The sequence below is a fragment of the Archangium lansingense genome (genome assembly GCF_026626635.1).
GTDB lineage: Bacteria > Myxococcota > Myxococcia > Myxococcales > Myxococcaceae > Archangium > Archangium lansingense.
Window position 1 is genome coordinate 3,958,855 of sequence record NZ_JAPNKA010000001.1, and the last position, 25,160, is coordinate 3,984,014.

General features: G+C 68.0%; 20 protein-coding genes and 1 pseudogene. 7 read left to right on the forward strand and 14 right to left on the reverse strand.

Features of this window, described 5'->3' with window-relative positions:
* Nucleotides 1-46: 46 nt before the first annotated feature.
* Nucleotides 47-742, forward strand: a complete 696-nt coding sequence (locus OV287_RS16105; protein WP_267534909.1) for a hypothetical protein — start codon at nucleotides 47-49, stop codon at nucleotides 740-742.
* Between the two features lie 185 nt (nucleotides 743-927).
* Here OV287_RS16105 and OV287_RS16110 read toward each other — a convergent pair whose 3' ends face one another.
* From OV287_RS16110 to OV287_RS16145, 8 genes are all read right to left on the reverse strand, one after another.
* Nucleotides 928-3,345, reverse strand: a complete 2,418-nt coding sequence (locus tag OV287_RS16110) for a TolB-like translocation protein (protein ID WP_267534910.1) — start codon at nucleotides 3,343-3,345, stop codon at nucleotides 928-930.
* A gap of 436 nt (nucleotides 3,346-3,781) precedes the next feature.
* Complete coding sequence (locus OV287_RS16115) at nucleotides 3,782-4,237, reverse strand: transposase (RefSeq protein WP_267534911.1); 456 nt, start codon at nucleotides 4,235-4,237, stop codon at nucleotides 3,782-3,784.
* A gap of 103 nt (nucleotides 4,238-4,340) precedes the next feature.
* The gene (locus tag OV287_RS16120; protein WP_267534912.1) at nucleotides 4,341-6,071 is read right to left on the reverse strand and encodes a cyclin family protein; all 1,731 of its coding nucleotides are present in this window, start codon (nucleotides 6,069-6,071) and stop codon (nucleotides 4,341-4,343) included.
* Between the two features lie 165 nt (nucleotides 6,072-6,236).
* On the reverse strand, nucleotides 6,237-7,034 hold the full coding sequence (locus OV287_RS16125) for an IS5 family transposase (RefSeq protein WP_267534913.1): 798 nt from the start codon (nucleotides 7,032-7,034) through the stop codon (nucleotides 6,237-6,239).
* 166 nt (nucleotides 7,035-7,200) lie between these two features.
* Entirely contained in the window at nucleotides 7,201-7,779 is a 579-nt protein-coding gene (locus OV287_RS16130) for a hypothetical protein (protein ID WP_267534914.1), read from the reverse strand.
* 631 nt (nucleotides 7,780-8,410) lie between these two features.
* Nucleotides 8,411-11,503: an HYR domain-containing protein gene (locus OV287_RS16135; RefSeq protein WP_267534915.1), complete on the reverse strand. Its 3,093-nt coding sequence runs from the start codon at nucleotides 11,501-11,503 to the stop codon at nucleotides 8,411-8,413.
* A 466-nt stretch (nucleotides 11,504-11,969) separates the two neighbouring features.
* Nucleotides 11,970-12,437 (reverse strand): SRPBCC family protein, encoded by a 468-nt coding sequence (locus OV287_RS16140; protein ID WP_267534916.1) that lies wholly within the window; start codon nucleotides 12,435-12,437, stop codon nucleotides 11,970-11,972.
* Nucleotides 12,434-12,820, reverse strand: a complete 387-nt coding sequence (locus tag OV287_RS16145; protein ID WP_267534917.1) for an ArsR/SmtB family transcription factor — start codon at nucleotides 12,818-12,820, stop codon at nucleotides 12,434-12,436. Before OV287_RS16145 ends, OV287_RS16140 begins: the two co-directional genes overlap by 4 nt.
* Nucleotides 12,821-12,995: 175 nt before the next feature.
* On the opposite strand from OV287_RS16145, the gene OV287_RS16150 reads away from it, so the two are divergent.
* Nucleotides 12,996-15,785, forward strand: a complete 2,790-nt coding sequence (locus OV287_RS16150; RefSeq protein WP_267534918.1) for a penicillin acylase family protein — start codon at nucleotides 12,996-12,998, stop codon at nucleotides 15,783-15,785.
* An 84-nt stretch (nucleotides 15,786-15,869) separates the two neighbouring features.
* Here OV287_RS16150 and OV287_RS16155 read toward each other — a convergent pair whose 3' ends face one another.
* Both OV287_RS16155 and OV287_RS16160 read right to left on the reverse strand, forming a co-directional pair.
* On the reverse strand, nucleotides 15,870-16,316 hold the full coding sequence (locus OV287_RS16155; RefSeq protein ID WP_267534919.1) for a GNAT family N-acetyltransferase: 447 nt from the start codon (nucleotides 16,314-16,316) through the stop codon (nucleotides 15,870-15,872).
* A gap of 112 nt (nucleotides 16,317-16,428) precedes the next feature.
* A complete protein-coding gene (locus tag OV287_RS16160; protein WP_267534920.1) occupies nucleotides 16,429-17,544 on the reverse strand; it encodes an epoxide hydrolase family protein in 1,116 nt (371 codons plus the stop codon).
* Nucleotides 17,545-17,698: 154 nt separating this feature from the next.
* Between OV287_RS16160 and OV287_RS16165 the strand changes: the two genes are divergently transcribed.
* A complete protein-coding gene (locus OV287_RS16165) occupies nucleotides 17,699-17,932 on the forward strand; it encodes a response regulator transcription factor (RefSeq protein WP_267534921.1) in 234 nt (77 codons plus the stop codon).
* Nucleotides 17,933-18,042: 110 nt separating this feature from the next.
* On the opposite strand, the gene OV287_RS16170 is transcribed toward OV287_RS16165, so the two are convergent.
* The gene (locus OV287_RS16170) at nucleotides 18,043-18,165 is read right to left on the reverse strand and encodes a hypothetical protein (RefSeq protein ID WP_267534922.1); all 123 of its coding nucleotides are present in this window, start codon (nucleotides 18,163-18,165) and stop codon (nucleotides 18,043-18,045) included.
* A gap of 250 nt (nucleotides 18,166-18,415) precedes the next feature.
* Between OV287_RS16170 and OV287_RS16175 the strand changes: the two genes are divergently transcribed.
* Nucleotides 18,416-19,318 carry a hypothetical protein gene (locus OV287_RS16175; protein ID WP_267534923.1) on the forward strand — a complete coding sequence of 301 codons (903 nt, stop codon included), beginning with the start codon at nucleotides 18,416-18,418 and terminating at the stop codon, nucleotides 19,316-19,318.
* Between the two features lie 163 nt (nucleotides 19,319-19,481).
* Here OV287_RS16175 and OV287_RS16180 read toward each other — a convergent pair whose 3' ends face one another.
* Nucleotides 19,482-20,492 (reverse strand): zinc-dependent alcohol dehydrogenase family protein, encoded by a 1,011-nt coding sequence (locus OV287_RS16180; protein ID WP_267534924.1) that lies wholly within the window; start codon nucleotides 20,490-20,492, stop codon nucleotides 19,482-19,484.
* Between the two features lie 75 nt (nucleotides 20,493-20,567).
* Between OV287_RS16180 and OV287_RS16185 the strand changes: the two genes are divergently transcribed.
* Nucleotides 20,568-21,446, forward strand: coding sequence for a LysR family transcriptional regulator (locus OV287_RS16185; RefSeq protein ID WP_267534925.1), 879 nt, complete (start codon nucleotides 20,568-20,570; stop codon nucleotides 21,444-21,446).
* A 24-nt stretch (nucleotides 21,447-21,470) separates the two neighbouring features.
* Here the strand turns inward: OV287_RS16185 and OV287_RS16190 are convergent, their stop codons facing one another.
* Complete coding sequence (locus tag OV287_RS16190) at nucleotides 21,471-21,632, reverse strand: hypothetical protein (protein WP_267534926.1); 162 nt, start codon at nucleotides 21,630-21,632, stop codon at nucleotides 21,471-21,473.
* Nucleotides 21,633-21,929: 297 nt separating this feature from the next.
* On the opposite strand from OV287_RS16190, the gene OV287_RS16195 reads away from it, so the two are divergent.
* The gene (locus OV287_RS16195; protein ID WP_267534927.1) at nucleotides 21,930-23,966 is read left to right on the forward strand and encodes a hypothetical protein; all 2,037 of its coding nucleotides are present in this window, start codon (nucleotides 21,930-21,932) and stop codon (nucleotides 23,964-23,966) included.
* A 465-nt stretch (nucleotides 23,967-24,431) separates the two neighbouring features.
* Here OV287_RS16195 and OV287_RS16200 read toward each other — a convergent pair.
* Nucleotides 24,432-24,737, reverse strand: a pseudogene (locus tag OV287_RS16200) (biotin transporter BioY); the annotation flags it as partial.
* Between the two features lie 118 nt (nucleotides 24,738-24,855).
* Here OV287_RS16200 and OV287_RS16205 point away from each other — a divergent pair.
* Nucleotides 24,856-25,155, forward strand: a complete 300-nt coding sequence (locus OV287_RS16205; RefSeq protein WP_267534928.1) for a hypothetical protein — start codon at nucleotides 24,856-24,858, stop codon at nucleotides 25,153-25,155.
* Nucleotides 25,156-25,160: the final 5 nt, after the last annotated feature.

Below are 25,160 nucleotides of genomic sequence, written 5' to 3' on the forward strand. Positions count from 1 at the left end.
CGGAGCCCTGTGCGAAAGATACGTGCGCTGCGGAGTGTCCCACGACGTGGGCTCCTGCAAGCGCGGCCAGTTGGATGGGTTCATTGGCCAGCTAGGGCTGAACGCGCAATACAGCGTGGCCCTGCGCGCCGGCCGGATGCGCTACGACGAGGATGCGGCCAAGACCTGTCTGGAGAAGATCCGGACCGGCTCCTGTGACGTGCGCCCGATCTCCCTGCGGATGCTGCTGGAGGGCGTGGGAATGTCCGCGGACTGCCGGGTCCTCTTCGGTCAGGTGGCGGACGGAGAACCCTGCCATTGGAGCGGTGAGTGTGGCACCCGGTCCGTCTGCAATTCCTCGGCCCCGTTCTACTGCGGTACGTGCCAGTCCCAACGCGGAGAGGGAATGCAGAGCCCGTCCTCCAGGCTGTGCGCGGAGGGCCTCGTCTCCATCCAATCCACCTGCCGGCAGCCCCTGGGGGAGGGCCAGTCCTGCGAGTACTCGGGCGTCGCCGAGCTGGAGCCCTGCGCACCGGACCTCTTCTGCGACCCGGACACCCACGTCTGCCGGCGCCCCGCGTCCGAGGGCGAGTCGTGCGACGTCCAGTTCAGTCTGTGTGGCTGGACCCTCGCCTGCATCGACGGCACCTGCCAGCCCCGCCAGCAGCTCGGTGAGTCGTGCGCGGACGAGCCCTTGTCGTGTGTCCAGGGCACCTCGTGCAGCCAGGGCACCTGTGGAGGCCAGGACCCGAGCTGCCCGTAGCGACACCGGGCCCCCGGGCCCCCGGGCCCCGCGAGAAGGGTGTCCGAGAAGGGTGTCAGACGACTCGTAGGGACCCGAGAAGGGGGTCGACGATTCGTAGGGACGACTCGGAGAGCGCGAGGTGTCGCACCGAGTTCTTTGACACCGGCCCCGGATGCCGCGCGTGTTCCGCGGCCCACGGTCCGTCAGGCGCGCTTCCGCCGGGAACCCATCGCCCCCGCCCAGGCGAGCAGGGCTCCCACGAGCCACAGGCCACCGGACGTGCTGGTGCAGCCGCAGCCCGAGCCCGGCTCCTCGGGCGTCTCCGGCGGAGTCCCCGCGTCCGGCACGTAGGCGGGGCCGGAGTTGCTCAGCAGCCGGGCGCCGAGCCGGAACGCGTTCGCGGGTTGCGAGTCATAGCGGGTGTAGACGAGGAGCGACTGGCCCGCGGGGCCGCTCGCCAGGGCGTGGCCCCGGTAGGTGTCGAGCCTGCGGCCCGGGGTCGGGTCGATGCGCTCGTTGCCGGTGATCTCGCCGAGGGGCGAGAAGGACTGGCTCTGGAGGAGGTGATGGAACGAGACCTCCCAGGCCACCACGAAGTCGCTTCCGTCGAACGCCAGGCCGGGAGGGAGGTCGGGCCTGTAGCTGTCGCCCAGCGCCAGCGGCGAGCCCTGCGGCACGCCCGTGACGCTGATGCGCTGCGCACCGAAGCTCCTGGCGGTGGCCCCTCCGACCCAGAGGACCAGGAAGTCCGTGCCGTCGAAGGCGGACACCGGCTGCTTGAGATCCGAGCTCATCGCCGAGATGGAGAACGGGGACGTCTCCACCGCGCCCGTGGTGGCGGACAGGCGCGCCCCCCAGATGTGCGAGCCGCCCCGGCGTCGGTCCACCCAGGCCACCAGGTAGCTGCCACCTCCGTAGCTGACGGTGAGGTTGCGGCTATACGCAGACGTGTAGGCCACCGAGGCCTGTCCGGAGATGGAGCCGGACAGCGGCACGACCGTGCCCCCGGAGAGCCGTGCTCCGAACAGCTCCTGCGCGCTTCCCGAGTCCACCACCCAGGCGGCCAGGACACCACCCTGACCATCCGAGGCGAGCGCAGGCGTCTGCTCGGCGCCGGGCGAGCCGGCCACCCGGAAGCCCTCGGGGTCCACGAGGGAGCCGTCCGTCCCGACGCGCGCGGCGTAGAGGTCCATGTTCCCCGAGCGCTTGTCCTCCCAGGCCACGACGAAGTGGGTCCCATCGAAGGTGACGGCCGGCTGCCGCTGCGCCGCCGGGTACGCGCTGAGGGGGAAGCCCGCTCCATCCAGGGACGTCCCATCCGGGAGCATGCGGGTGGCGTAGATGTTCGTCACCCCGGAGCGGCCGTCCTCCCAGACGATCAGGAACTGGTGCCCATCGAAGGCCACCGCCGGAGCACTCTGCGAGTTGAAGGGCCGGTTGAGCTGCGTCGTGGCCGCGGCGGGCAGCCCGTCGGTGGTGATGGTGCGCGAGATGAGCCGCGCGCCGCTGTTCCAGACGACCCGGAAGCCGTTCCCCTCGCGGGCGACCGCCGGCCGCGCCAGGTCGCTCGAGTCCAGCTCCGCCAGGCGCAGGGGCGGCGAGTCCAGCACGGTCCCGTCGGTGCCGATGCGCACGGCCTGGACGAACCAGCGGCTCAGGCCCTCGTCGTTGAACCGCCAGTCGCCGAACACCACCATGTACCGCGTGCCATCGTACGCGATGCGCACCTGGTCGACTCCGTAGTCGTTGTCGATGAGGAAGGGCGCTCCCACGAGGGCACCATTCGCGTCCACCCGGACGCCATACATGCCCCAGGTCTTGGAGCCGGGTTCGTCATTCCAAGTCACGAGGAAGCGCTCTCCATCGCTCGTGATTCGAGCGCCCGCGGGGTAGCCCGGACTGGTACTGAGGGACATCACCGTCGTCGCGACGTCTCCAGAAGAGGAGACCCTCGCGCAGCGCAGGCCCAGGTGCTGGTCCTGCCAGGCCACCAGCAGGCCCGTGCCGTTGGAGCCCACGGCCACCTGTTGCTCGTCATTGGCACCGTGCGAGACGGGGAACGGCGAGGCATCGAGCACCTCTCCCGCCGCGCTCACGCGCACCCCGTGGATGTCTCCCTTCGTCGCGTCCGAGCCCCAGCCGGCGAACACGACGAACCAGACGCCGTTCGCGGCGGCGAGTCCGATATCCGTACGCTCGCCCGAGGTGATGGCGAAGGGGCGGGCCTCGCGGACCCCCGTCGAGCGGGAGACCCGCTGGCCCCAGACCCTCCACTGGTAGACGTCCGCCGGATCGCGGCCCGCCCAGACCACCAGGTAGTCGGTGCCGTTGAAGGCCACGAGGGGGGCGGACCCGGCGGGGACCTCCGCGCCGATGAGGAAGGTATTGCCCTGGGGGGCGCCGTCGCTTCCCACCCACGCGCCGTACAGGTGCCATTCGCGCTCGTCGCGCTGGTCCGCCCAGACGACGAGCGACTCGTCCTGGCCCCGGGTGATGACCGGGTTGCGGATGGTCGCGGAGGGCTCACCCACGACGGGGGTGCTTACCTCCAGCTCGGAGGATTGCTTCAGCCGGTCCTCCACGCCCCACGCGGCGAACGGCGCCACGACGAGCAGGAGCACACAGCTCGATACGACTCCGCTTTTGTGACCGAAGTTCATGTACCGCATCTGCCGCGATACGTCCCCGAGGTCAATCCCTGGCCAGGCCGGAGACCGTCATGCCGGGCCGCTCGTGTGGGTCCAGGCCTCACCCCTCGTGGAGGCACTGCTGGACGAAGGCGGCAATCCCTTGCACGTCGTCGGGTGGGAACCCTCGCATTCCCCCGGGCACAGCACGTCCTGGCGCGTCCGCGCGAGCAGCGGGCCCAATTCCTCGCGACGGTCCACTGTTTCGCCGCCTCTTATGGACTCGTCGCCGAGAAGGGGAGAAGGGTGTCATAGCAAAAGTCAGTTGAATGTTCCGATCGCTTGATGGGTCGATCGCCAAGGAGATGGGTCTCCTCTCTCTCAACCCTGTCTCCGGACGATTACAGCACTGTTTGCCATACCGGAACACTCAACTGACTTTTGCTATCAGACGACTCGTAGGGACCCGAGAAGGGTGTCGACGACTCGTAGGGACGACTCGGAGAGCGCGAGGTGTCGCAACGAGTTCTTTGACACCGGCCCCGAGGCTGCTCGTAATGCCTCGCGCGTACGCGTACATGAGCAGCAGCGCCATCATCACCGGGTGATAGGGCGGCTGGCCGCACTCCTTCGTGTACGCCCCCAGAATGGGGCTGAAGTCGAGCGCCTTGCGCAGCTCGACGAAGAAGCACGCCAGATGCCCCTCTCCCAACACCTCTCGGGCGTACTGCGGCAGCAACTGCCCCTGCTCCGGCTGCCACTCCCGGAACGGCCTTGGCGAGGTGAAGCGGGCGGAGCTCTTTGTCTCCTCCCCCTCCGGCTTCTCGCTGGCGGCTACTTCCAACAGGGCGGCCTGCTCCGGCTTCTTCGTCGAGGTGGTGCTCACCCTCCACCTTCAACCAGAACTCGCCTCCCCCCTGAAGGACCACCTGGGGCGTCACCCCTCTGGTCCACCCTCTACGGTGGGGTACTCCGACAAGCTCCTAGCGTCATTCCTTATTGGGCAAATAGGATGTTCCGTCCAGATGATGCTCGCTAAAAGTGAGCAACTCAGCCCGTATTCCATCTGGCTCCAACGCGCGCTTTAATTCATCGAGCTTGTCCGATAGCGCCCGAGACGTTGGCTCCATGACCGCCAGAATGGCCACGTCCGGTCTCATCCGTTTCGCGACTTGGATGAATGATGCAAGGGCAATACTTCGCGACGAACTCTTGACCTCGCAAAGGCATACTTTGCCGTCAATGACGCAGATGAGGTCCGCTTCGTTTGTCGGTGGTGTTCGCCGGTCCTGCGGATAGGCCACAAACAGCGAGGTGGGTTCCAAAAAATAGAAGCTTTCCCGAGCGGTTTCCTCAAGCTGCAAAAGACACCAAACAAGCGCTAGAACGCCGTGCTCTTTCAGTGCTTCACGAAGGAAATCGTTCAGTCGAAAGTCCCAAGGCTTGTCGACAGCAAGTGATGTCTCCGTCTGACAAACCTCACACGTCAACAATGGCTGTAGCGATCGGACGTCACTCCAGTTGGTATTAAAACACTTGTAGCATCGCCACTCGTAGCCTTGGTAGAGAACATTTTGAACGCAGAGCATCCGTACTGACCCTGACAGTGACTCGCTATCGCTTGCGAGCCAGTCTTCGAGTATTCTCGTCGTATGCCCTTCCGTATGCCCTTCAATGATGCGACGTCCCGCTGCGAGGTATGGTTCGAACCGTTCTTTCAACTGATCGAATCCAATCGTGCGCAGCGGCATTCGAACCCGTCGTGCCTCTGTAGCGACCACTGAAGCCAATCGCTCCCATTCGTCGGGCGTTTCGAGTCGCTGGGATTTGAGTTTTTTGCGGAGCACATTTAGAATCTCTTGCTTGCGATCTGCCCCCACTGCTGCACCGAGCACGTCGAAGGATTCTTTCCAGAACCGGTGGAGGAGCACCTGCCCTGTTTTTTGTAGTCCGCCGAACAAGCCTAGCGTACCAAGCAAGTATCGCCCTTTATCCGATGGCTCGATGTGTTCGTAAGGGCGGCTTGGCCGCTTGCTGGTCCCCTTCGTGAATGGTGGCCAGTCGCGCCCCCGTAGAATGGAGTGAATCAGTGCTGTCTGGTCATCTGGCAGTGTAATGCTCGGCGGAAGTTCATTGAGTCGCGTATAAAATGTCAGCGATCCATCAGCGGTCACACGTGGGAATTGGTATAGTGAAAAGCTTGAGCTGGTGTACGGCTTTAGGAATGCACCTTGAAGACGTAGCCGCCGCGGTAACTTCCATTCGTGGCGGACGTTGGAAAACCGAGTCAGATTATTGTGGCGTTGCAGGCGAACATCGATCGCCCATGATCCTTCAGTTGCCTGCCGCGCTGAAATCCCGTCTAGCATTGTCGGCACGAGGACTGGTGGCGTGGTAGTGTTGCTACCAGCCGGGAACTCTCGCCAAGTTGGGCGCGCATCGAAACTGTGGCCAGAAACAAGGCCGTACCTAGCACTGTTGACCGATTGCGAACTGGGAACATCATCAATCGAGGCTTGGGGATGTGCGCTGTATGTAGTATTCCAAGTGTCCGCCGCATTTAATCGTGCCGCATGTGCCTGCAAGTCTGCGAGCGGGACACTTGTTGATATTAACTGGACTTGTCGCGGCCCATTGCTCTGGCGCAGGTTGTTCCGCGATTTGAGGAATTCGACAAGTGCTGTGAAAAACGCCGTATCGTCGAGCAGCGCAGGCGGCACGATCAGGCTCGTAAACAAAAGTCCAAGATAAGCAGGGAAACGGCTGCGATCGTTCCAGAAGGCGACCCGATCGGCAAAGCCGTCACCTAGGAAGAGGCGGAAGGTATCGTTCTGGAGATCCCGGGTTGCGAAATGCGGCGCTGAGAGGGTGTTGAACAGGGGCGGTCAGGCAAGCCGGCGTAGCATGAGCTTTATCATGCCCAGGTGGATGAAAGCTTCGGAAGACTCCTCCTTGCGCTCGTAGTCCTTGGACAGACGTCTCTCGCGATTGAGCCAGCCGAAGGTGCGCTCGCCAATCCAGCGCTTGGCCTGCACGACGAAGCCTCTGTCCTTGTCCGAGCGTTTCACCACCTCGAGGTTGATGCCACTCTCCTTGGCCACCTTCTCCACCTGTTCCCCCTGGTAGGCTCCGTCTGCCCACGTCTTCTGGAGCATGGGGTACTCCTGCGCAGCCATGGGGAGCACGGCTTGGACCGCATCCCTGTCCTGCACATCCGCCGTCGATATCCACGCCACCAGCACCAGGCCCAACGTGTCCACAAGCAGGTGGCGCTTGCGCCCCTTTACCTTCTTGCCTGCGTCGTAGCCCTTCGTTTCCGCCTCTTCCGTTGTCTTCACGCTCTGGCTGTCGAGGATGCTCGCGGTGGGTTGTGCCTTTCGGCCGGCCTTCTTGCGCACCTTGACTCTCAGCGCGTCGTGTATCCGTTTGAGGGTTCCGTTCTTCTTCCACAGGTCGAAGTAGTGGTAGACGAGCTGCCAGTCCGGCAGGTCGTGCGGCATGTAGCGCCACTGCGCCCCCGTGTGGGTGATGTAGAGGATGGCGTTCACCACCTCCCGACGCGGATGCAGCACCTCCTGGGGTCCGCACTCGCTGGCCCGGACAAAGGGCTCCACCAACGCCCACTGCTCGTCGTTGAGGTCGGTGGGGTACGGCTTCCTGGCGGGCATGGGAAGGTCGCTCATGCCTCTTGAGGTAAGGACGCCTCCCCGAGGGCACAACTTGCCCGGTCATATCCACGACCCTACCTTTCTGGACGGTAACCAGGAGGTGGTGCGGCAGCGGACGTGGCGGCAGCGGCAGAGCAGGAGTCGTCCACCAGCGTGGTGGTCGGTACGGGTGCGTGCGGCATCAGGCGCATGCACTTCGTGCCCCGACCGCGAACAGTGGGCCATTGTTCGGAGCGATCAGTCCGCCCAGTTCAACAGCCTCTAAGTCGGCCGCAAACTGAGCAAGGCCAAATGTGTTGCGCTTCCGCGCCATCGTGGTGAGCAGCGCCGGCACATCTGCCACGAAATCACCAGGAGGTATCCGGCCGCTGCGCCAATTCGCTCGTAACTCGTCTGAGGCAAGATAGAGCGGCCGAACGACATCGCTCAGGTGATCGGGAAGCGGCCAGAACCCGAGTGCGTCTAGTGGGGAACCGAAATTGTCGTTGACGAAGCGGTTATCGGGTTCCCCCGCTAGCCGATCAACAATCAGCATCGGCTGTGGTGCCGAAGGAGGGTGTGCCTTTCCATACTGCGGAGCAACCGCGAGCGAGGTCAGGCCGGGTAGGGGTAACTCGGGTCGGAAATAACGCTTGTCTCGCTGGCCTTGGTACTGGGGAGTATGGCGGACGAAATAGGATGGGCCGAAGTGCTCATGAATTCGAGCGACCTCCTCCTCGTTCATATCTACATAGCTGTAGATGATGTCCGCATCGAACAAGTCAAGCCAAGGGAGGTACGCCGTCCGCGGCTGCCTTCCTTCACACGGGACGATCAGCGAGTATCGTCCGCCCCAACGTGAGTGGCAGTTCGCGATAACGGCGTCGAGTAGGGTGTGCGCGTACTCATCGTCGGGCACCAAGAAAGCCACTCGGATCGGTCTTGCACGGGCGAAGCCTGAAGCGTCCAACACAGTTCGCTCCTCAGTCCATTGGTTCTCTACAGCCGGTACGTTCGACATAATCCGAGCGCACCGCTTCTCATACCACCCATGGTAAAGCTTCGTCGTCCACAGACTTGGTGGCGCGGTTAGCTCCCTCAAGCGGGGGCAGAGCCGGGGCTGGAGGAGGAGAGCCCGGCCTTTGCCGCGACGGTGGAGGAGCCGAGGAAGGATCGCACGCCACGCTTGGATTGGGCCGAACTGCTACGCAGGACGTTCGTGCTGGACGTGTTCGCTTGCGCCCGCCGAGAAGGGTGTCGACGACTCGTAGGGACGACTCGGAGAGCGCGAGGTGTCGCAACGAGTTCTTTGACACCGGCCCCGAGCCCCGACACCGGCCCCTGGCCCCTGCATGGGGTGACGGCCTCCACCCGGCGAAGCCCGCGGGCTCCACCGGGGAGAGGCCACCGGTTCACCCCAGCGCCCCACGGCGGCGCACGCAGGCCACGGCCAGCAGCGCCAGCAAGCTCCAGAAGGCGCTCGCCCCGGGTCCGCCGGACGAGCACGCACAACCCTCGGCTCGAGGTCCGGGTGCCCCCGGCTCCGCCTTCACCGTCACCTCGAAGGTGCAACTGCTGCGGTTGCCGGCCGTGTCCGTCGCCGTCACCGTCACCGTCGTGGTGCCCACCGGGAAGGTGCTGCCCGACGCCTGTCCATACTCGATGACGGCGGTGTCCCGGTCATCCGTGGCAGTGGCCGGGGCGTAGGACACCGCCACGCCGTTCGCGTCCGGCGCCGTGGCGGAGATGGAGGCAGGACAGGTGAGGACGGGCGCGGTGGTATCGGGCTGGAGCGCCGCCAACGGGAGGACACGTGGCTCGTTGCCGACGAGGAGGTCCGCCGCCGCGAAGACGAGCTTGTCCCCCAGGAACACGAGGTTCGTCGGTGTCGAGGAACCCTCGCCGGGCACGAGGTCCTCCACCCTGCGGGTGCCCGCCGCGGTGCCGTCCGTCACCCACAGCTCCTGCCCGCTCGAGGCATCCGCGCCCTGGAAGAAGGCGAGCCCCAGCTCCTCCACTCCCCACAGCGGCAACTCCGCCGTCGTTCCCCACAGCGGCAGCAGCACCCCTGTTCCGGACTCGGCGCGCAGGCCACTGTCCGGACCGGGCCACACGTCCGAGAGCAGCGCCGTGCCCGCCGGGGTGCCATCCGTCTTCCACAGCTCCGTGCCGTGCGCCGGGTTACGCGCCAGGAAGAGCACCGTGCCGCCCACGTGCGTGAAGCCCAGGGGCATCCCATTGCCCTCCCCGGCATTCACGTCCGCGAGGAGCATCGTCCCCGCGGGGGTGCCGTCACTCACCCAGGGCTCCAGGCCGTGCACGCCATCGTACAGGGACAGGTAGAGCCGCCCCCCCGCCACCGTCATCCGGGAGAGCGAATCTTCGGTGCCGGGGTTCACGTCCTCGAGGAGCACCGTCCCCTCCGGGGTGCCGTCCGTCTTCCACGGCTCCAGGCCGTGCTCCGCGTCCCTCGCACCGAAGTAGAGCGTCCCATCCAGCATGGCCATCAGGGGCCGGCCCACCTCGGGCTCCCCGAGGCCGCTGGCCGTGCCCGGGGCGAGCTCCTTGAACAGCACCGTGCCGGAGCCGGTGCCGTCGCTCGTCCACAGCTCCAGCCCGTGCGTGCCGTCATCCGCCCAGAAGAACAGCCGGTTGCCCAGGGCCGCCCACTGCGCGAGCCGGGAGCCGCCGGGGCCGGGATTCACGTCCTTGACGAGCACCGTGCCCTCGGCGGTGCCGTCCGTCTTCCACAGCTCCATGCCGTGCTCCGCGTCCTTGCCCGTCAGGAAGAGCGTGTCGCCCACGAGCAACAGCGGCCATTGCTCGGGGACGGCGGCCTCGAAGCTCTTCAGCCGCGACGTGCCGGCCTCGGTGCCATCCGTCCGCCACAGGCTGCGCTGCAACCCTCCGTCGGGCCTCAGGTCCAGAGTCATGAAGAAGGCCGCGCCCGCGCGCACCACCCAGGGCACATTCGGGTCCACGAGCAGGTGCGTCGAGCCCTCGCGCAGGTCCCTCACCCGCACGGTGCCGGCGGGGGTGCCGTCCGTCCTCCACAGCACCTGCCCCTGCTCCTCGTCGAACGTGGTGAAGAGCGAGAGCCCTCCCAGCCGGGTCATCCGGCTGGGGTTGGAGCCACGGGGCTCGGGCCGGGAGGACACGAGCCGCACGGTGCCGGCCTCCGTCCCGTCACTCACCCACGGCCGCCCTGCGTAGGTGAAGAAGAGCCGGCCCCCGGCGCTCGCCATGCCGAGGCCGGAGGGGGTGTCCTCCCCGGCGGGCAGCTGCATCACCTTCACGGTGCCGGCCTCGGTGCCATCCGTCTTCCACAGCTGGACGGCGCCCCAGGTGTCCGTGCCCATGAAGTACAGGGCCCCGTCCAGGGCCGCCATCGCGAGCAGGGCGCCGTCCACTGCTCCTGGGCGGAGCTCCTTCACCAGACGCGTGCCCTCCGGGGTGCCGTCGGTCGTCCACAGCTCCAGGCCGTGGCTCGAGTCGGTTCCCAGGAAGAAGAGCTGGCTGCCCACGGTCACCGAGGGGTGCCATGAGGCGTGCGAGACCGGATGAAGCGCGCGGGTGCCGGCCTCAGTGCCGTCCGTGACCCACATCCCGCTATCCATCCACATCACCAGCCGGTTGCCGAGGACGACGCTCTTGCGCACCTCGGGCAGGTTCACCACCTTCACGGTACCGGCCGCGGTCCCGTCGCTCTTCCAGAGAGAGGACACGGGGTAGGCGCTGGAGGTGACCTGCACGAGCAGCGAGCCGCCTACTTCATGGATCCTCTGCACGCCAGCGGGCGAGGGAGGCGACCACACCTCCACGGTGCCGGCCTCCGTGCCGTCCGACTTCCACAGGCTCCGGGGCGCGAAGCCCGAGGTGGTCGCGGAGAAGTACAGCGAGGAGCCCAGCGCCGTGAGGCTGTAGGGTAACGAGCTGATGTCACCCGGGGCGATGTCCTTCACCCGCGTGGTGCCCTCCGGGGTTCCATCCGTCTTCCACAGCTCCTTGTCGCCGCTGAACTGGGCGGGGAAGAAGAGCGTGCCGCCCACGCGCGCCCACTCGGAGATGGGCACGTCGGTGGGAATCTCCCCGTTGGGCACGGAGAGCAGGCGCACGGTGCCGGAGGGGGTACCGTCCGTCTTCCACAGCTCGGTGCCCAGGGTGTTTCCGCGGGCGGTGAAGAACAGCGAGCCATTCAGCTCCCCGAAAGGGGAGGGGTCCGAGCCCTCAGGGCCTGGCATCACCTCCTTCACGAGGACGGTGCCCGCCGGGCTCCCATCCGACTTCCACAACTCCGAGCCCGTGGAGGCGCTCGGGCTGGCGAAGTACACCGTGTTGCCCAGGGCGGTGAGGGGGCCGATGGTGCCGGGGGTGTCGTCGGTTCCGGAGCGGATGTCCCGCAGCAGCGAGCTGCTGGCGGCGTGAGAGGGCAGTCCGGCCAGGACCGGCACGACGAGCGCGAGGCACGCCAACAGGCGGCTCACGTGGAAACGAGAGGGGCGCAAGGCGACTCCAGGGGGCATGACGGAAGCGAGGGAGAGTCGAAAGCGTGAAGTGGCTTCGCACCCGCTCACGGGGACAGGCTCCGTGACTCCCAGCTTGACCGTATCGAGGACCAGCATCATCACCGCGGGTTTGCTCCGGGCGTTGAGCCCGCAGCCGAGGGACGTGCAGGTAGCAACCGCGGTGCCAGACGCGGATGCGCTCGTGTCACCGCCCGCGCCCGTGCGCCATGTGCATGGACCGACACAGCCTCCGTGAAGCTGCTCGTTCAGATGTGCACACTTGGAGCGAGCGCCCCCACGCCCGCCGAGCTGCTCTCCGCGGCGGCTTCACATCGCTCAGCGAGATGGTGCCCTGCGCGGTCTCCCCCAGCCGAGAAGGGTGTCAGACGACTCGTAGGGACGACTCGGAGAGCGCGAGGTGTCGCAACGAGTTCTTTGACACCGGCCCCGGGACGAAGCCGCCCCCTCAACGCTGAGATGCGAGGTGCGCTTCGAGCCGCGCGAGGGTCTGGGTTCCGCCCTCGATTGCGTACTTCGCCGCCTGCTCGCGAGCTTCGACGGTCGGCAAGGTGTGCTGGAGCGTGACACGCGTCTTGCCGCCTTCGTCCTTGAAGGTGACGACGGCTTTGAACATCACCTCCCCTTCCTTCGAGCCGTGGTCCCACTCGAGCCGCTCGTCGGGGACCACCTTCGTGTAGAGGATGTGGTTCGGGAAGTCGGTGCCGTCGGGGCCGTGCATCGTGAAGCGCCACGCGCCGCCGGGCCGCACGTCCTTGCTGTAGGTCGTCGTCCGAAACCCGTTCGGCCCCCACCAGTTCGAGATCATCTTCGCGTCCGTGAACGCCTGAAAGACCAGCGCGCGTGGCGCGTTGATCAGCCGGGTCACTTCGAGCTGCCGCTTCGCGAGCTCATTCAGATCGGGCGTTGCATTCATGTCTTCTCTCCTGTTCGGGCCTTCTTCGGGGGTGCCACCTTGCGGGTGCGTTTCGGACGCGGCTGCCCCTGCAGGTCAGCGAGGTAGTCCTCGAGCCTGTCGAAGCTGCCCTCCCAGAATCGTCGGTAGTGCTCGAGCCAGTCGTTGGCGGTCTTCAGCGGCGCTGGCGCCAGACGACACGGTCTCCACTGAGCTGTGCGGCTCCGCGTGATCAGCCCGGCGCGCTCGAGCACCTTGAGGTGCTTCGTCACTGCCGGGAGGCTCATCTCGAACGGCTGTGCGAGCTCGGTGACGGAGGTCTCGCCCTTTGCCAGCCGAGCGAGGATCGCCCGCCGAGTGGGGTCTGCAAGGGCCGCGAAGGTGGCGCTAAGGGGATCGATCATTCTCGAGTAATTAACCGATTGGCAAACTAACCATTTGGTTAAATGCTGTCAAGCACACCGGCCCCTGTGCCCCTGTTCGATCCCGCCAAGGTCCGCGCGCTGCTGTAGAGGGGGAGCGGCAGCGCCGTGGGACTCCCGTGCTAGTTTCGCGCACCCTTTGACCTTGGAGGTGCTCGTGCGTCGCTCGCCGCGTCTGGCTGCGTTGGGTGTGATGGTGCTCGTTGGGATGGGAGGCGCGGGCGGTTGCAGCTCGGGAGACTCGCCCCCGCCGCCGCCTCCCGTAGACAATCCTCCCGTGCCGTCCGGGGAGAAGCTGGCGGGGCTCGAGGGGCCGGTGCAGGTGGTCGTGGATGACCGGGCGATGCCGCACATCTATGCGTCGACGCTGCATGACGCCGCGCTGGTACAGGGCTACCTGATGGCGCGCGACCGGTTCCCGCAGATGGAGTTCCTCAAGCGGAACGTGACCGGGCGGCTGGCCGAGTTTCTCGGCTCGCAGTCCTCCGCGCCGGTGGAGAACGATGTCAGCGCCCGCGTGATTGGCTTCAAGCGCGTGGCGGACCACATCTATGCGTCCCTGCCCGCGGGCTCTCAGGAAAAGGCCGCGCTGGATGGATTCGCCGCGGGCGTCAATGTGTACATCGGCGAGCTGCGCACCGGGAAGGCCAGGCTGGGCACGGGCGCGGAGCTGCTCGGGCCCCTCGTGTCCAACCCCGCGGCGTTCACGGACTGGACGCCGCAGGACTCGCTCGCGCTCGGCCGGTACCTGTCCTACTCGCTGTCGTACTCGGCCGAGGAGGAGGTGGCGCTGACGAAGGCGCGGGCCGCCGCCGCCGCGTTCCCGTCCGGTAACTCGCGCGCGGGCCTGTTCCGAGACTTCTGGTCGTTCGCCCCGGCTCGCGATGTGTTCACGCGCGAGGGCCAGTCGAGCGGTGGGGCCCCGCCGAAGCGCAGCGTGAGCCAGACGCGGCTGCCCGACGTGGAGCTGCTCTCCCAGGCGCAGGGGTTCCTCGATGGCGCCCGGCGGCTGCGGGAGGTGTTCGGCGATGACAGCCGGGGCTCGAACAACTGGGTGGTGTCCGGGGCGAAGACGGCCTCGGGCGCGCCGCTCCTGGCGAATGATCCGCACCTGTCGCTGCCGAGCCCTCCGCTCCTCTGGTACTCGCACCTGAACACGAAGCGGGCCGGTGGAAATCTGGATGCGGAGGGGATCTCCCTGGTCGGCGTGCCCGGCATCATCCTCGGGTTCAATGAGCGCATCGCGTGGGGCTCCACGACGGCGAACCACGATGTGACGGATGTCTACGAGGAGAACATCACCGCCGCGGGCCAGAGTGGGGCTCCGGACACGGTGCTCTTCAAGGGCCAGCAGGTGCCCATCGAGATCATCACCGAGACCATCAAGGTCGCTGGCAAGCCCGATGTGGTGCTCGAGCTGGAGAACGTCCCGCACCACGGCGTCATCATCCCGACGATCCAGAACGGCGCGGTGGTGCCTCGGACCGCGAGCAAGGCGTTCTCCGTGCGGTGGACGGGCAATGATGTGTCGAGCGAGATCGGAACGTTCCTCGGGCTGAATGTCGCGACGAACCTGGCCGAGGCGAAGGAGGCGCTGGCGAAGTTCGAGGTCGGCGCCCAGAGCTTCGTGGTGACCACGCGTGAGGGAGAGATCTATTGGTCCACCCAGTCCCGGCTGCCGGTGCGAGATCCTCGGGCGCTGACGTATGACCCGGTGACTCAGACGGGGCTGTCGCCCGCGATGGTGCTGCCGGGAGATGGCAGCTGCGAGTGGATCGGCGAGGTGGAGAGCAGCGCCCTGCCGCAGGACCTCAACCCGTCCAAGGGCTTCATCGCCACGGCCAACAATGACCTGGTGGGCACCACGCGCGACGGCAACCCCTTCAATGATGCGCACTACCTCGGGTGGGACTACGACATCGGCCACCGGATCGCCCGCATCACGGAGCGGCTCCAGGCGCTCGTGGACAAGGGCGGCGTGAAGCCCGAGGACATGATGGCGCTCCAGGGCGATCACCGCTCGCCGCTGGGCGCGCTGCTGGCGCCGAAGTTCGTGGCGGCGGCGCGGCGGGTACAGGAGGAGCGGCGGCAGCCGGGGACGTATCCCGAGCTGTCGGGCCTGGTGCAGCGGACCAGCGCGGCGGATCTGGATCTGCTCGCGCAGGTGGCGGGCCGGCTGGAGGCGTGGTCGTTCGAGACGCCTCCCGGGGTGGACATCGGGGACGGCGCGCCGTCCGCCCAGGAGGTGTCTGACTCCATCGCCACCTCGATCTTCAACGCGTCGATGCCGCGGCTGGTGAAGCTCGCGTTTGATGACGAACTCGGCGCCATGGGGCAGAGCCCGGGCACCAAGGACTTGGGGCGCCTGGTGCAGTTCGCCATCCTGGAGCCCTCCCGGCTCGCGACGTACAGCGCCTCCAAGGGAGACACCGTGCTGTGGGACAACCTCTCGACGCCGGAGGTCGAGACGCGGGACGAGCGCATCGCCGCGTCGATGCTGCAGGGCGCGTTCTACCTGCGGGACCGGCTCGGGGCGGACATGGCGCAGTGGCAGTGGGGCAAGCTGCACACGCTGACCCTGGCGTCCCTGGTGCCAGCCACGGCAGGCGAGAGCCCTGTGACGCTCCCCACGCCCGGCAACGCGAAGTTCCCGGCGGGCTACCCGCGTCCGGGTGACAACTTTGGCGTGGACGCCGCGAACTCGGGGCTGACGAATCCGGAGAAGTTCTCCTATGAGAACGGCCCGGTGCAGCGGCTGGTGGTGGAGATGACACCTTCGGGGCCGAAGGCCTGGAACGCGCTGCCCGGTGGACAGGCGTTCGATCCGGCCAGCCCGCACCACGCGGATGAGGTGGAGCACTGGCGCCGGAACAAGGCGCCGCCCCTGTACTTCACCGAAGCCGAGGTGAACGCGCACAAAGCGTCGAGCGCCAGCTACGTGCCGTGAGACACTCGCTTCTGGGCTGGTCGCCTCGGCCCTTCGAGGACGCCGTCGTCGCCACCGCGGACAGCCTTTTGAAGCTCGGGCTGGTCAGGCCAGCTGCATGAGGACTTCGGTCATTCCATCCTCGTGAACCTGGTTCCCGCCGATCACGGCCTGGAATCCACACTTCTCGAGGACGCGGATCGACCCGGCGTTGTGGGAAGCGACCCACGCATTCAGCGGCCGGGTGCGCTCGAGCGCGAGAAACTCCGAGAGCGCCCGGGTTGCGATGCCTTTGCCCCAGTGCTCGCGCCCGATCCAATAGCCCACGAGGCGTTTGGCATCCTGTTCCCAACTGCCGATGTTCCCGACGACCACGCCGCCCACCACGATGGTGCGGCTGAGGTTTTCAGGGCGGAGAACGTTCGTGCGCCAGTGGGTCATGAACGCATCGCGCTCCCGCGATTGAAACGCGGCCATGCGCAGCGCCTCGGGGTCGCGCTGGTGTTCGAAGAAGATCGGAAGGTCCTCATCGGTGACGGTGCGGAGGATCATGTCGAGAAGCATTCTAGCGGTTTTAGGGTCACCCGCTGTGGGTCCGCGTGCTCCAGGGCTCCGGGCTCCGCCCAGTCGTCGTCCACCTTCCACAGACTCATCACCACCCTGTCTAGCGGAGCTCCCGGAAGAACGCGCGTACGTCCTCGAGGAAGAGGTCGGGCGCATCGACGGCGGCGAAGTGGCTCCCTCGTGCCATCTCCGTGTAGCGCCGCAGGTTGTACCGGGCCTCCAGCCAGCGCCGGGGGGCCATGGGGAGCTCCTTGGGGAAGACCGCCACCGCCGTGGGCACGCGCACCGGACTGCTCTGGTCCAGGCGTCCCTGGCCATGGGTCTCGTAATACAGGTTGGCCGCGCTCGTGGCGCTGTTGGTCACCCAATAGAACATCAGGTTCGTCAGCAGCCAGTCCTTGGAGCGGACGTCGCTCCAGGTCTGGAACTTCTCGACGATCCACGCCGCGAGCCCCGCGGGCGAGTCAGCGTGCCCGATGCCCAGGGACATGGGCTTGGTGCTCTGCACCTGGAAGAAGCCCATCTCGGTCGCCATGAGCGCCGCCAGCTTCTGGCCATACGCCTGCGCCAGCTCGCTCTGTTCTTCTCCGGGTGGCGGTCCCGCGAAGGCCATATTGAGGTGGATGCCTACCAGGTGCTCGGGATGCTTTACCCCGAGCATCGTCGAGACGATGCCTCCCCAATCTCCTCCCTGCGCGCCATAACGGGCGTACCCCAGGTGCTCGACCATCAGCCGGTCGAACGCCGCGGCCACACGCGTGGCATCCCACCCCGGCTCGCGCGGCTTGCCGCTGAAGCCGTAGCCGGGCAGGGCGGGGATGACCACGTCGAACGCATCCGCCGCGTCTCCCCCGTGCGCGGCGGGATCCGTCAGTGGGCCGATGAGGTGGTGGAAATCGTAGATGGAGCCGGGCCAGCCGTGTGTCAGCAGCAGGGGCAGGGGAGACGGCCCCTTGCCCCGGACATGCCAGAAGTGCAGGTCGACGTCGTCCACCTCGCACATGAACTGCGGGTAGCGGTTGAGCTCGGCCTCGTGCCGGCGCCAGTCGTACTGGTGACGCCAGTACGCGCACAGCTCGCGCACAGAGGAGACATCGGCGCCGCGTTCCCACGGGGCACCGGGCAGCGGCTCGGGAAAGCGGGTGGCGTCGAGCCGGCGGTGCAGGTCGGTGAGGACGTCCTGGGGCACATCGATACGGAAGGGGCGCGGAGGCATGGGACAATCACCGTGCCACACGGGCTCCGCGCCGGGAGATGCTAAAAAAGCATCGCGCTCCTACGCCTGGAGCGCCTCGGTAAGGTCGCGCGGAGCCGACGCGTGCTGGTGGCGGGTACTCGGCTCTCCCCCGCTGTCCGGCAAGTAGTACTCCATGCCCATCGCGCGGCTCGCCCGGGAGGCGGGACTGACGCCTCGGGAGGCGAGCATCCTGGATGCCCTGTCACGGGGCAGGAGCCACAAGGAAGTCGCGACAGAGCTCGGCGTCGCGTACTTCACCGTCACCACCCACGTGCGCAACCTGTTCTTGAAGCTCGGGGTGAACAACCGGATTGACGCCCTCAACGCGGTCCGGCGCGCGCGCCCACAGGCCGAGGTGGGCCTCTGAATCGAGTTTCCCCTACAGGGCTCCTGTCCTTCCCATACGGCTCCCAGCAGGTGTCGAAGAACTCGTTTCATCCACTCACGCCCTACGAATCGTTTGACACCTGCGCCGGCTCACGCGGCCAATTGCTCGACGACCCCGCGCAGCGCGGAGACGGAGGCGCTGCGAAGATAGACGATGGGTGCGCCGTCCACCGCGAGGCTCCGCACCTGATCGCGGAGCGCGTGGGAGACCATGCAAGCAAGCGAACACGTCCAGTGCGAACGTCCTGCGTAGCAGACCGGCCTGGTCCAAAGGACGGGCTCTCGCCCCTCTGCACCAGCCCTCCACCCTCGACACAGCCTCTCTCCATCTCATGCTCATCCGGCGCACGTGGGGTCGCCATTCCGGTCACGCTGCCGTCACGCCCCTCGAGGGAGAACACGTGCGCTCAGGCCGGTGGAGCAACGACAACGCGTATTCGCGAAGACAAGGGGCTACGACATCATGAAGAAGATTCAATGGAGAGGAACCGTGGAGTTGCTGCTGGCGGCGCAGGTGCTGGCGGTGGGCTGCGGGCCCACGCAGGAGTTCCACGCGCCGCCAGCCCTCGCCAGCCAGACCCATGAGATCCGGATTGCCAACGGGCTGTCCACCAACGGGCTGTCCACCAACGGGCTGTCCACGAACGGGCTGTCCACCAACGGAGTGAACACGGCCGCGTTCGCGACGTGGTTCCAGCAAGACCGGGAGCTGAACGACACGCTGATGCAGTACGTGGTGCGCTGTGGCGTGCCGAATGGCCAGAGCGTCTCCTACACGGACCCGAGCACGGCGCAGAGCTACACCTGGCAGGGGCTGCTGGGCCTCACGCCGGGGTGGGTGGGTGGCGCGCCGGTGACGCAGGCGGAGCAGCAGGTGATGACGGCGTGCCTGGCGGCGCACGTGAACAAGTACGGGATGAGCGTTCCACTGTCCGTACTGGGGCGGAACACGGTGGGGGAGGAGATCGAGTACAGCCAGCAAGAGCTGGAGACCTACTCACGGACCGAGGGGTGCTTCTTCGGCAATCTCTTCACGGGCGAGGGCTTCTTCGTGGGGAGGGAGGGAAGTGTCCTGGAGGACGCGGAGAGCTCGCTGCGCGCCTGCGCTCTGATGCCCAACACCACCAAATCCGAGTGCGATCCGGTGGCGTACGTCGGAACGTGCGAGAGCCTGTGCACGCGAGAGGGCACCCAGCCGTACTACACGAGCTGCACGCTGAACGGACACACGTACCTGCCCATCACCACGAGGCTGATGCCCGAGCAGGTGTATCGGTGCGGGGACGGGGTGTGCCAGTGGACCGAGCAGTGCGGCAGTGGGACGACGCGTGACAGCTGCGCGGCGGACTGCGGCACCTGCTCCTGAAGCGAGCCCCCTTCCGTCCCAACACCTCGTCCCCTTCCACCTCACCTTGCGTGAGCATAGGCGGAATGGGAGCGCTGTTGCGGGCGAGGGCCGGGGTAGGTGGTGGGCCAGGAGGGCCTTGCGAGATGCCATGGACCGTCTCTGCCTCTGGGCCTCGCTCGGTTCAAGGCAGGGTGATGACCACCTTCCCGAATTGCGCCCCACTGGCCAGGTACGCATAGGCCGCGTGGGCCTCGGCGAAGGAGAACGTGCGGTCCACCACCGGCCGTACGCCCCGCACCGCCAGCGCGCGTCCCAGTGCCTCCAGGTCCTCCCGGCTGCCCACCGACACCGCCTGCAACCGCACCACGCGTCGCAGCGCGCGCGTCAGATCAAAGCGCACCGCGGCGCTGTCCAGGAAGCCCACCAGCGTCACCGTCCCGCCCACCCGTGCCGCCCCGATGGAGCGCCCGACGCCCTCTCCTCCGACGACATCCACCACGTGGTCCGCCCCGCGCCCCTCCGTCAGTGCCAGCACCCGTGCGTCCCACTCCGGATCCGCCCCCGTGTGGATGCCGGCCGCCGCCCCCAGCGCCACCGCCCGCTCCAGCTTCGCCGGGCTCCGGGAAGTGACGAGCACCCGGGCTCCCGCCATCCGCGCCAGTTGGAGCGCGAACAGCGACACCCCACCCGTCCCCTGCACCACCACCGTGTCTCCCGGCCCCACGCGCCCCGCCGTGAAGAGCGCATGCCACGCGGTGACACCGGCAATGGGCAGCGTGGCGGCCTCCGCGTCCGTCAGGTGCGCTGGCGCGGCCACCGCCGCCTCCTCGTGGATGCAGGCGTATTCGCGCAGCAGTCCATCCAGCGGACCGCCCAACCGCCGGCGGCTGTTCTCCTCCGTGGGCCCGCCGCGAACCCAGTCCGGCACATACGCCGGGATGACGCGCTCCCCCACCTTGAAGCGCCGCACCTCCGCCCCCACCGCCACCACCTCGCCCACGCCGTCCGAGACAGGCACCAGCGGGCGCGGGTAGTCGCCGTACGTCCCCCGGAGAATGGCCAGGTCCCGGTAGTTCAACGACACGACGCGCAGCTTCACCAGCAGTTCGCGCGGCCCAGGCTCCGGCACCGGCCGCTCCGTCAGGACCAGGGACTCCAGACCGCTTCCTCGAATCAGTTCGTAGCTCTTCATGCCCGAAACATGCACCCGGACCAGGGCTGCGGAAACGCACGTCCGTGCACGTCCGGCGTGCAATCATGCACGGCCATGCTCCAGTGGGACGACCTGCGCTACTTCCTCGCCGTGCACCGTCATGGCACGCATGCCGCGGCCGGGCGCTCGCTACGTGTCGCGCCCACCACCATCGGCCGGAGGCTGGCCGCGTTGGAGGAGGCGCTCGGCGTGAAGCTCTTCCAGCGCACGCCCGCCGGGCTGGTGCTCGGCGAGAGTGGACAGGTGCTGCGCGCTCATGCCGAGCGGGTGGAGGCCGAGGTGCTCGCCTCGGAGCGCGCGCTGACAGGCGCGGACAGGCGCGTGTCGGGCCCGGTGCGCCTCACCGCGGGCGACGGAATGGCGACCCACGTGCTCGCCCCCAGGCTGGCCGAGCTCCAGCTGGCGCACCCGGAGCTGCGGGTGGAGCTGCGCGCCGACAACCTCGCCGTGGACCTGTCCCGGCGCGAAGCGGACGTCGCCCTGCGCCTGTTCCGCCCCCGCGAGCAGTCCCTCATCGCGCGTCGGCTGGCGCCCTTCAACTTCGGCGTCTACGGCGGCGAGCCCTACTTCGCCCGCCGGGGCCGACCCTCCGGGATGAAGGATGCGGCCCGGCACGACTGGCTGGGTCCCGAGTCGGCACAGGACGGCACGCCGCCGGGACAGTGGTTGCGCCGCCACATCCCCGCCGCGCGCGTCGTCCTGCGCTCCAGCGCCACCACCGTGCTCATGTCCGCCTGCGCCGCGGGCCAGGGGCTCGCCGTGTTCCCGGAGCTGCTCGCGGCGAGCGACCCGCGCCTCGTCCCCGTGCTCCCACGCGCCGCGCTCCCCACCCGCGAGCTGTGGGCCGTCACCCACCAGGACCTGCGTCACAGTGCCCGCGTTTCCGCGGTCATGGACTGGCTGGCGCGGCTCTTTCCGGTGCACGCGGGATGAAGGCGTACCCGGCCCCCTTGCCGCCTATACCGTGCGCTGGAGCCGCTCTCGCGCCTTGTCCTGGGCGAGCACGCGCCGGCCACTGCCCAGGGCGCGCGCCGCGGACGTGGGAGTGGCCTCGAGCGGCCACCGCCGGGCCTTCTCCAATCCCTCGCGTGTCTCCCCGGGCGGAGTGTGCTCGAGCACGGCGGAGTATAGGCCGGATGGGAGTCCTGTTGATGAGCCCCCTGCTCGTGTTCAAGGACGGCGCCCCGTGCTCGCGCTCGGCAGCCCCGGCGGCTCCACCCTCATCACCACCGTGGGCCAGACGACAGCTGGGCGCGCTCGCCGCTGGCTGCGCGAGAGGGTGCGTCCGCTCATCCCCCAATGTGCACCGCTGGAGCCGGGAACGAAGCTCAGCCCGGTGTCGAGCGGGGCGGGGCCATCGGCTGGCCCTTCGGCGATGGTTGACCCCGGAAACACGGCTCCCCCATCATCCGCGGCATGCCCACCCGGAACCTCGGCCCCTTGGTGATGGCCGCGCTGCTCGTGCTCGCGTGCCCCTCGACCCAGAACGTGAACGGCGCGCTGAGCCCGAACCAGCGGCCGGTGCTCGAAGGCGGCCTCTGGACCGACGCGCGCTGCTCGGAGGGGGAGGGCCATGCGCACTGCTGCGAGCGCAACGGCCCGTACTGCCTCGGCTTCACCGACTACAACGTGGGCGACGTCCGCGTGCAGGGGAACCGCGTCGCCGCGCTCATCTCGGCCAACAACGGATACATCCTCGCGCTGAGTGATGACCGGGGCGACTCGTGGCGCACCGTGCCGCTCGGCAGCGTCGGCGGACTCGCGGCGTTCCGGCCGATGGCGCTGCACCTCGACGAGCGCGAGGTGTACCTGATGGTCCCAAACCAGGAGGATGCCGCCGGCGGTGGCACCGTCGCGCGCACCCGCCCCGTGCGCGTGGACCTCGCGTCGGGGCAGACGACCCCCGTCGCAAGCGACTGGTTCCTCTTCAGCAGGCTCCCCGCGGCGGTGAAGGACGGTGCGTCGGTGGGCGTCTCGTACTGGCCCGAGGACGCCCGCGGCGGCGCGACCTGCACCGCCGACCTGGAGACGTGGAAGCCCGGGCAGCCGCCGGTGCGCGCGCGCGCCCTGTTCACCGGCCCCTGCAACGAGGGGATGGAGGTGCCCGCCTCGAACGACGGCCGCCTCTTCCCGCTGCTCGCCGACGTGGGCGGTCTGCAGCCCTGCCTCTTCCAGTACGACGCGGCCCTGAACACCGTGTCGAAGACGTGCGTGCCCGCATCCGAGTGGCCGGCGTTGTCGGAGCCGCGCGTGCTCGCTTCGTACGCGGACGAACGCGCCGAGTACCTGCGGGCCTTCACCCAGCGCGGCCTCTCGTGGGCCGCGAGCCCTTCGCTCGCCTCGCCCATCCCGCTCGGCCCAGGCCTGCCGAAGCAGAACCGCGGCACGGGCGGGCGGCAGCGCTACGCGGGGTTCGTGGTCCTCGGTGACGCCACGGGCGGCAGCACCCTGGTCCGCCTCCGGCGCGATGGCGGCGTTGATGACGTGCTGCTGCCCCGGAGCCCGTGCGCGCAGAACCCGGAGCAGTCCTGCTTCGACCCGAAGAACCCCGGCATCTGGCACGGCGAGTACGGTGACGCGCTCTGGATCGAGCCGCTCGGGGGCGACGAGTTCCTCGTGTTCTGGCTCCACGACCTCGCCCCGGGCCTCAACCAGTACAAGGGCCTCATCACCACCTCGCGCGAGAGGGCGGCGTACCGCCCGCGCGACGGCCTCGTCCCGTACGAGTCGCTCGGCCCGCCCGGCTACCCGAAGGCGACCAGGGCCGGCGCCGTCGAGGAACTGTGCGCGAAGCGCCTCACCTGCACGCCCATCCGCGAGGACTTCTACCAGTGTGTCAACCGGTTCATCGTGCACGACGGCAGCAAGCCGAACATCGAGGCGGCGCTCGCGGCGGCCCGGAGTGCAACCTGCGACGATCCGGTGTACACGGAGCCCAAGTGGCTGGACTGCCTGAGCCGCGGCGGCACCCCGAGCCGTCCCGACGGCGGCCCGCTCCTCTTCCAGTGCGACTTCCGCGTCTCCCTCGCGGGCGCGGCCTGCGGCACCTGCATCTCGGACGTGGCGGTGGCCTGCACCGGCTCCTCCAGCAGCGTCGTCCCGCTCGACTGCGCCTCGGGCGGCTTCACGTGCCAGGCGGGCACCTGCAAGAAGCCCGGCAGCTGCGGCAGTGCCGGCTCCACGCTGGTGTGCAACGGAGATCGGGCTGAGCGCTGCTGGAACAACTCGCTCGAGTCGCTGCGCTGCGACCTGCTCAACATGGCGTGCGATACGAACGCGCGGCCGAACGCGTGGAACCCGTGCGTCTCCAAGCAGGGCGAGCCCTTCAGCACGGTCTGGACGCCGCTGCGCTGCGAGGGCCGTTACCTGCTCTGGGACCTCAACGGGACGCACTGGGCGGACTGCAGGGCGCTCGGGTTCTCAGGCTGCCAGGGGGACCGCTGCGTGCGGTGACGCGGGCCTGCCCCGAGGGGCTCATGCCGAACTTCGAGGGCGCTCGCGGCCAGGCGTGGGCGGGCTCGTCGCGATGATGGCGCTGCCCACGCTCGTCACCCTCCTCGCGCTCTTGTCCTGAGCCTCCGGGCCCCCGCGCTCGGGCCGCGCTACCCCGTGCGCTTCCTCGGGCTCTCATAGGGCGCCACGGCCCTGGCTCACGACCTGGACCAACACTCCGAGAGTTCCCGCCTCATCGAAGAGGGGCTGGAGGTCGGGTGCCAGGACAACGCTGGCCTCCCGTCTGAAGACGGGCAGCCTCCGCGTGAGGAGTCCGCGCTCCCGCTGCGGCGGCGCTGCGCGACTTCCCCGAGGAGGCCGCGTTCCCGTGCAACGCGGCCTGTCTCGCCTTCTTTCTGGGGCGTGGAGCGGAGGCACGGGCCCTGAGCGCGGAAACTCATCCGCGCGGTGCCTTGAGCGTTACCTTCATGGCTCGCGAGGCCGTAGGAGCCTCCAGGCGAGGGGCATCCCCAGGCCGGCGAGGGTGGCCTTGAGCAACCCACCGGGGAGGAAGGGCAGGAAGCCCTTGTGCAGGGCCGTGGCGAAGTCGAGCGGGGCCGCCACACAGAGCCAGGGCACGCCGATGGCCAGGATGACGAGCTGGCCCGCGAGGAAGAGCGGGACCGCCTTCCACGCCACCCTGTCGAAGCCGTGCCGCGCCGCGAGGCCCACGAGGAAGGCCGCGGGGATGAAGCCCACCAGGTAGCCGCCGGTCGGCCCGAGCACCTGTGTCCAGCCGCTGGCCCGTGCCTCGCTCGCACTCCTCTGGGGCCGTGGCCAGCTCTACGTCCTCCTCCGGGCGCGCGACGCAACGCGCGGGGGTCGTCGCTTCGACGAGGTCACCCTGGAGGTGAAAAGCTCGTCCAGTGAGGACCTGAGAATCGTCATGGCGCCGGGCAAGTCTCTCCAGGCGCGCCGCGGCGAGGAGCGCGTGCCGCTGGTCGGCGCGGTCTCGTCGTGGGATCGCGGTGATGGCGAATGGAGCGACGCGCTCAAGCTGCCGCTTGCGGGGCTTGGTGCTCGGGAGAGCGCGGGCGCGACGTTGATGGTCACGGCACGACGCTGCGTGGCGGACGACCCGAGCCCGCCGCGGTGCGCGGAAACGAGTGCGAAGCTACGGCTCGCTGCGGAGGGAGCCGGCGGCCCCTGACGCCT

What these genes read in the sequence shown, in the direction of transcription:
- OV287_RS16125 (WP_267534913.1), bottom strand. Translation starts at nt 7,034, where the DNA reads ATGAGCGACCTTCCCATGCCCGCCAGGAAGCCGTACCCCACCGACCTC.
- OV287_RS16140 (WP_267534916.1), bottom strand. Translation starts at nt 12,437, where the DNA reads ATGAATGCAACGCCCGATCTGAATGAGCTCGCGAAGCGGCAGCTCGAA.
- OV287_RS16145 (WP_267534917.1), bottom strand. Translation starts at nt 12,820, where the DNA reads ATGATCGATCCCCTTAGCGCCACCTTCGCGGCCCTTGCAGACCCCACT.
- OV287_RS16155 (WP_267534919.1), bottom strand. Translation starts at nt 16,316, where the DNA reads ATGATCCTCCGCACCGTCACCGATGAGGACCTTCCGATCTTCTTCGAA.
- OV287_RS16160 (WP_267534920.1), bottom strand. Translation starts at nt 17,544, where the DNA reads ATGCCTCCGCGCCCCTTCCGTATCGATGTGCCCCAGGACGTCCTCACC.
- OV287_RS16165 (WP_267534921.1), top strand. Translation starts at nt 17,699, where the DNA reads ATGCCCATCGCGCGGCTCGCCCGGGAGGCGGGACTGACGCCTCGGGAG.
- OV287_RS16170 (WP_267534922.1), bottom strand. Translation starts at nt 18,165, where the DNA reads ATGGTCTCCCACGCGCTCCGCGATCAGGTGCGGAGCCTCGCGGTGGAC.
- OV287_RS16175 (WP_267534923.1), top strand. Translation starts at nt 18,416, where the DNA reads ATGAAGAAGATTCAATGGAGAGGAACCGTGGAGTTGCTGCTGGCGGCG.
- OV287_RS16180 (WP_267534924.1), bottom strand. Translation starts at nt 20,492, where the DNA reads ATGAAGAGCTACGAACTGATTCGAGGAAGCGGTCTGGAGTCCCTGGTC.
- OV287_RS16185 (WP_267534925.1), top strand. Translation starts at nt 20,568, where the DNA reads ATGCTCCAGTGGGACGACCTGCGCTACTTCCTCGCCGTGCACCGTCAT.
- OV287_RS16195 (WP_267534927.1), top strand. Translation starts at nt 21,930, where the DNA reads ATGCCCACCCGGAACCTCGGCCCCTTGGTGATGGCCGCGCTGCTCGTG.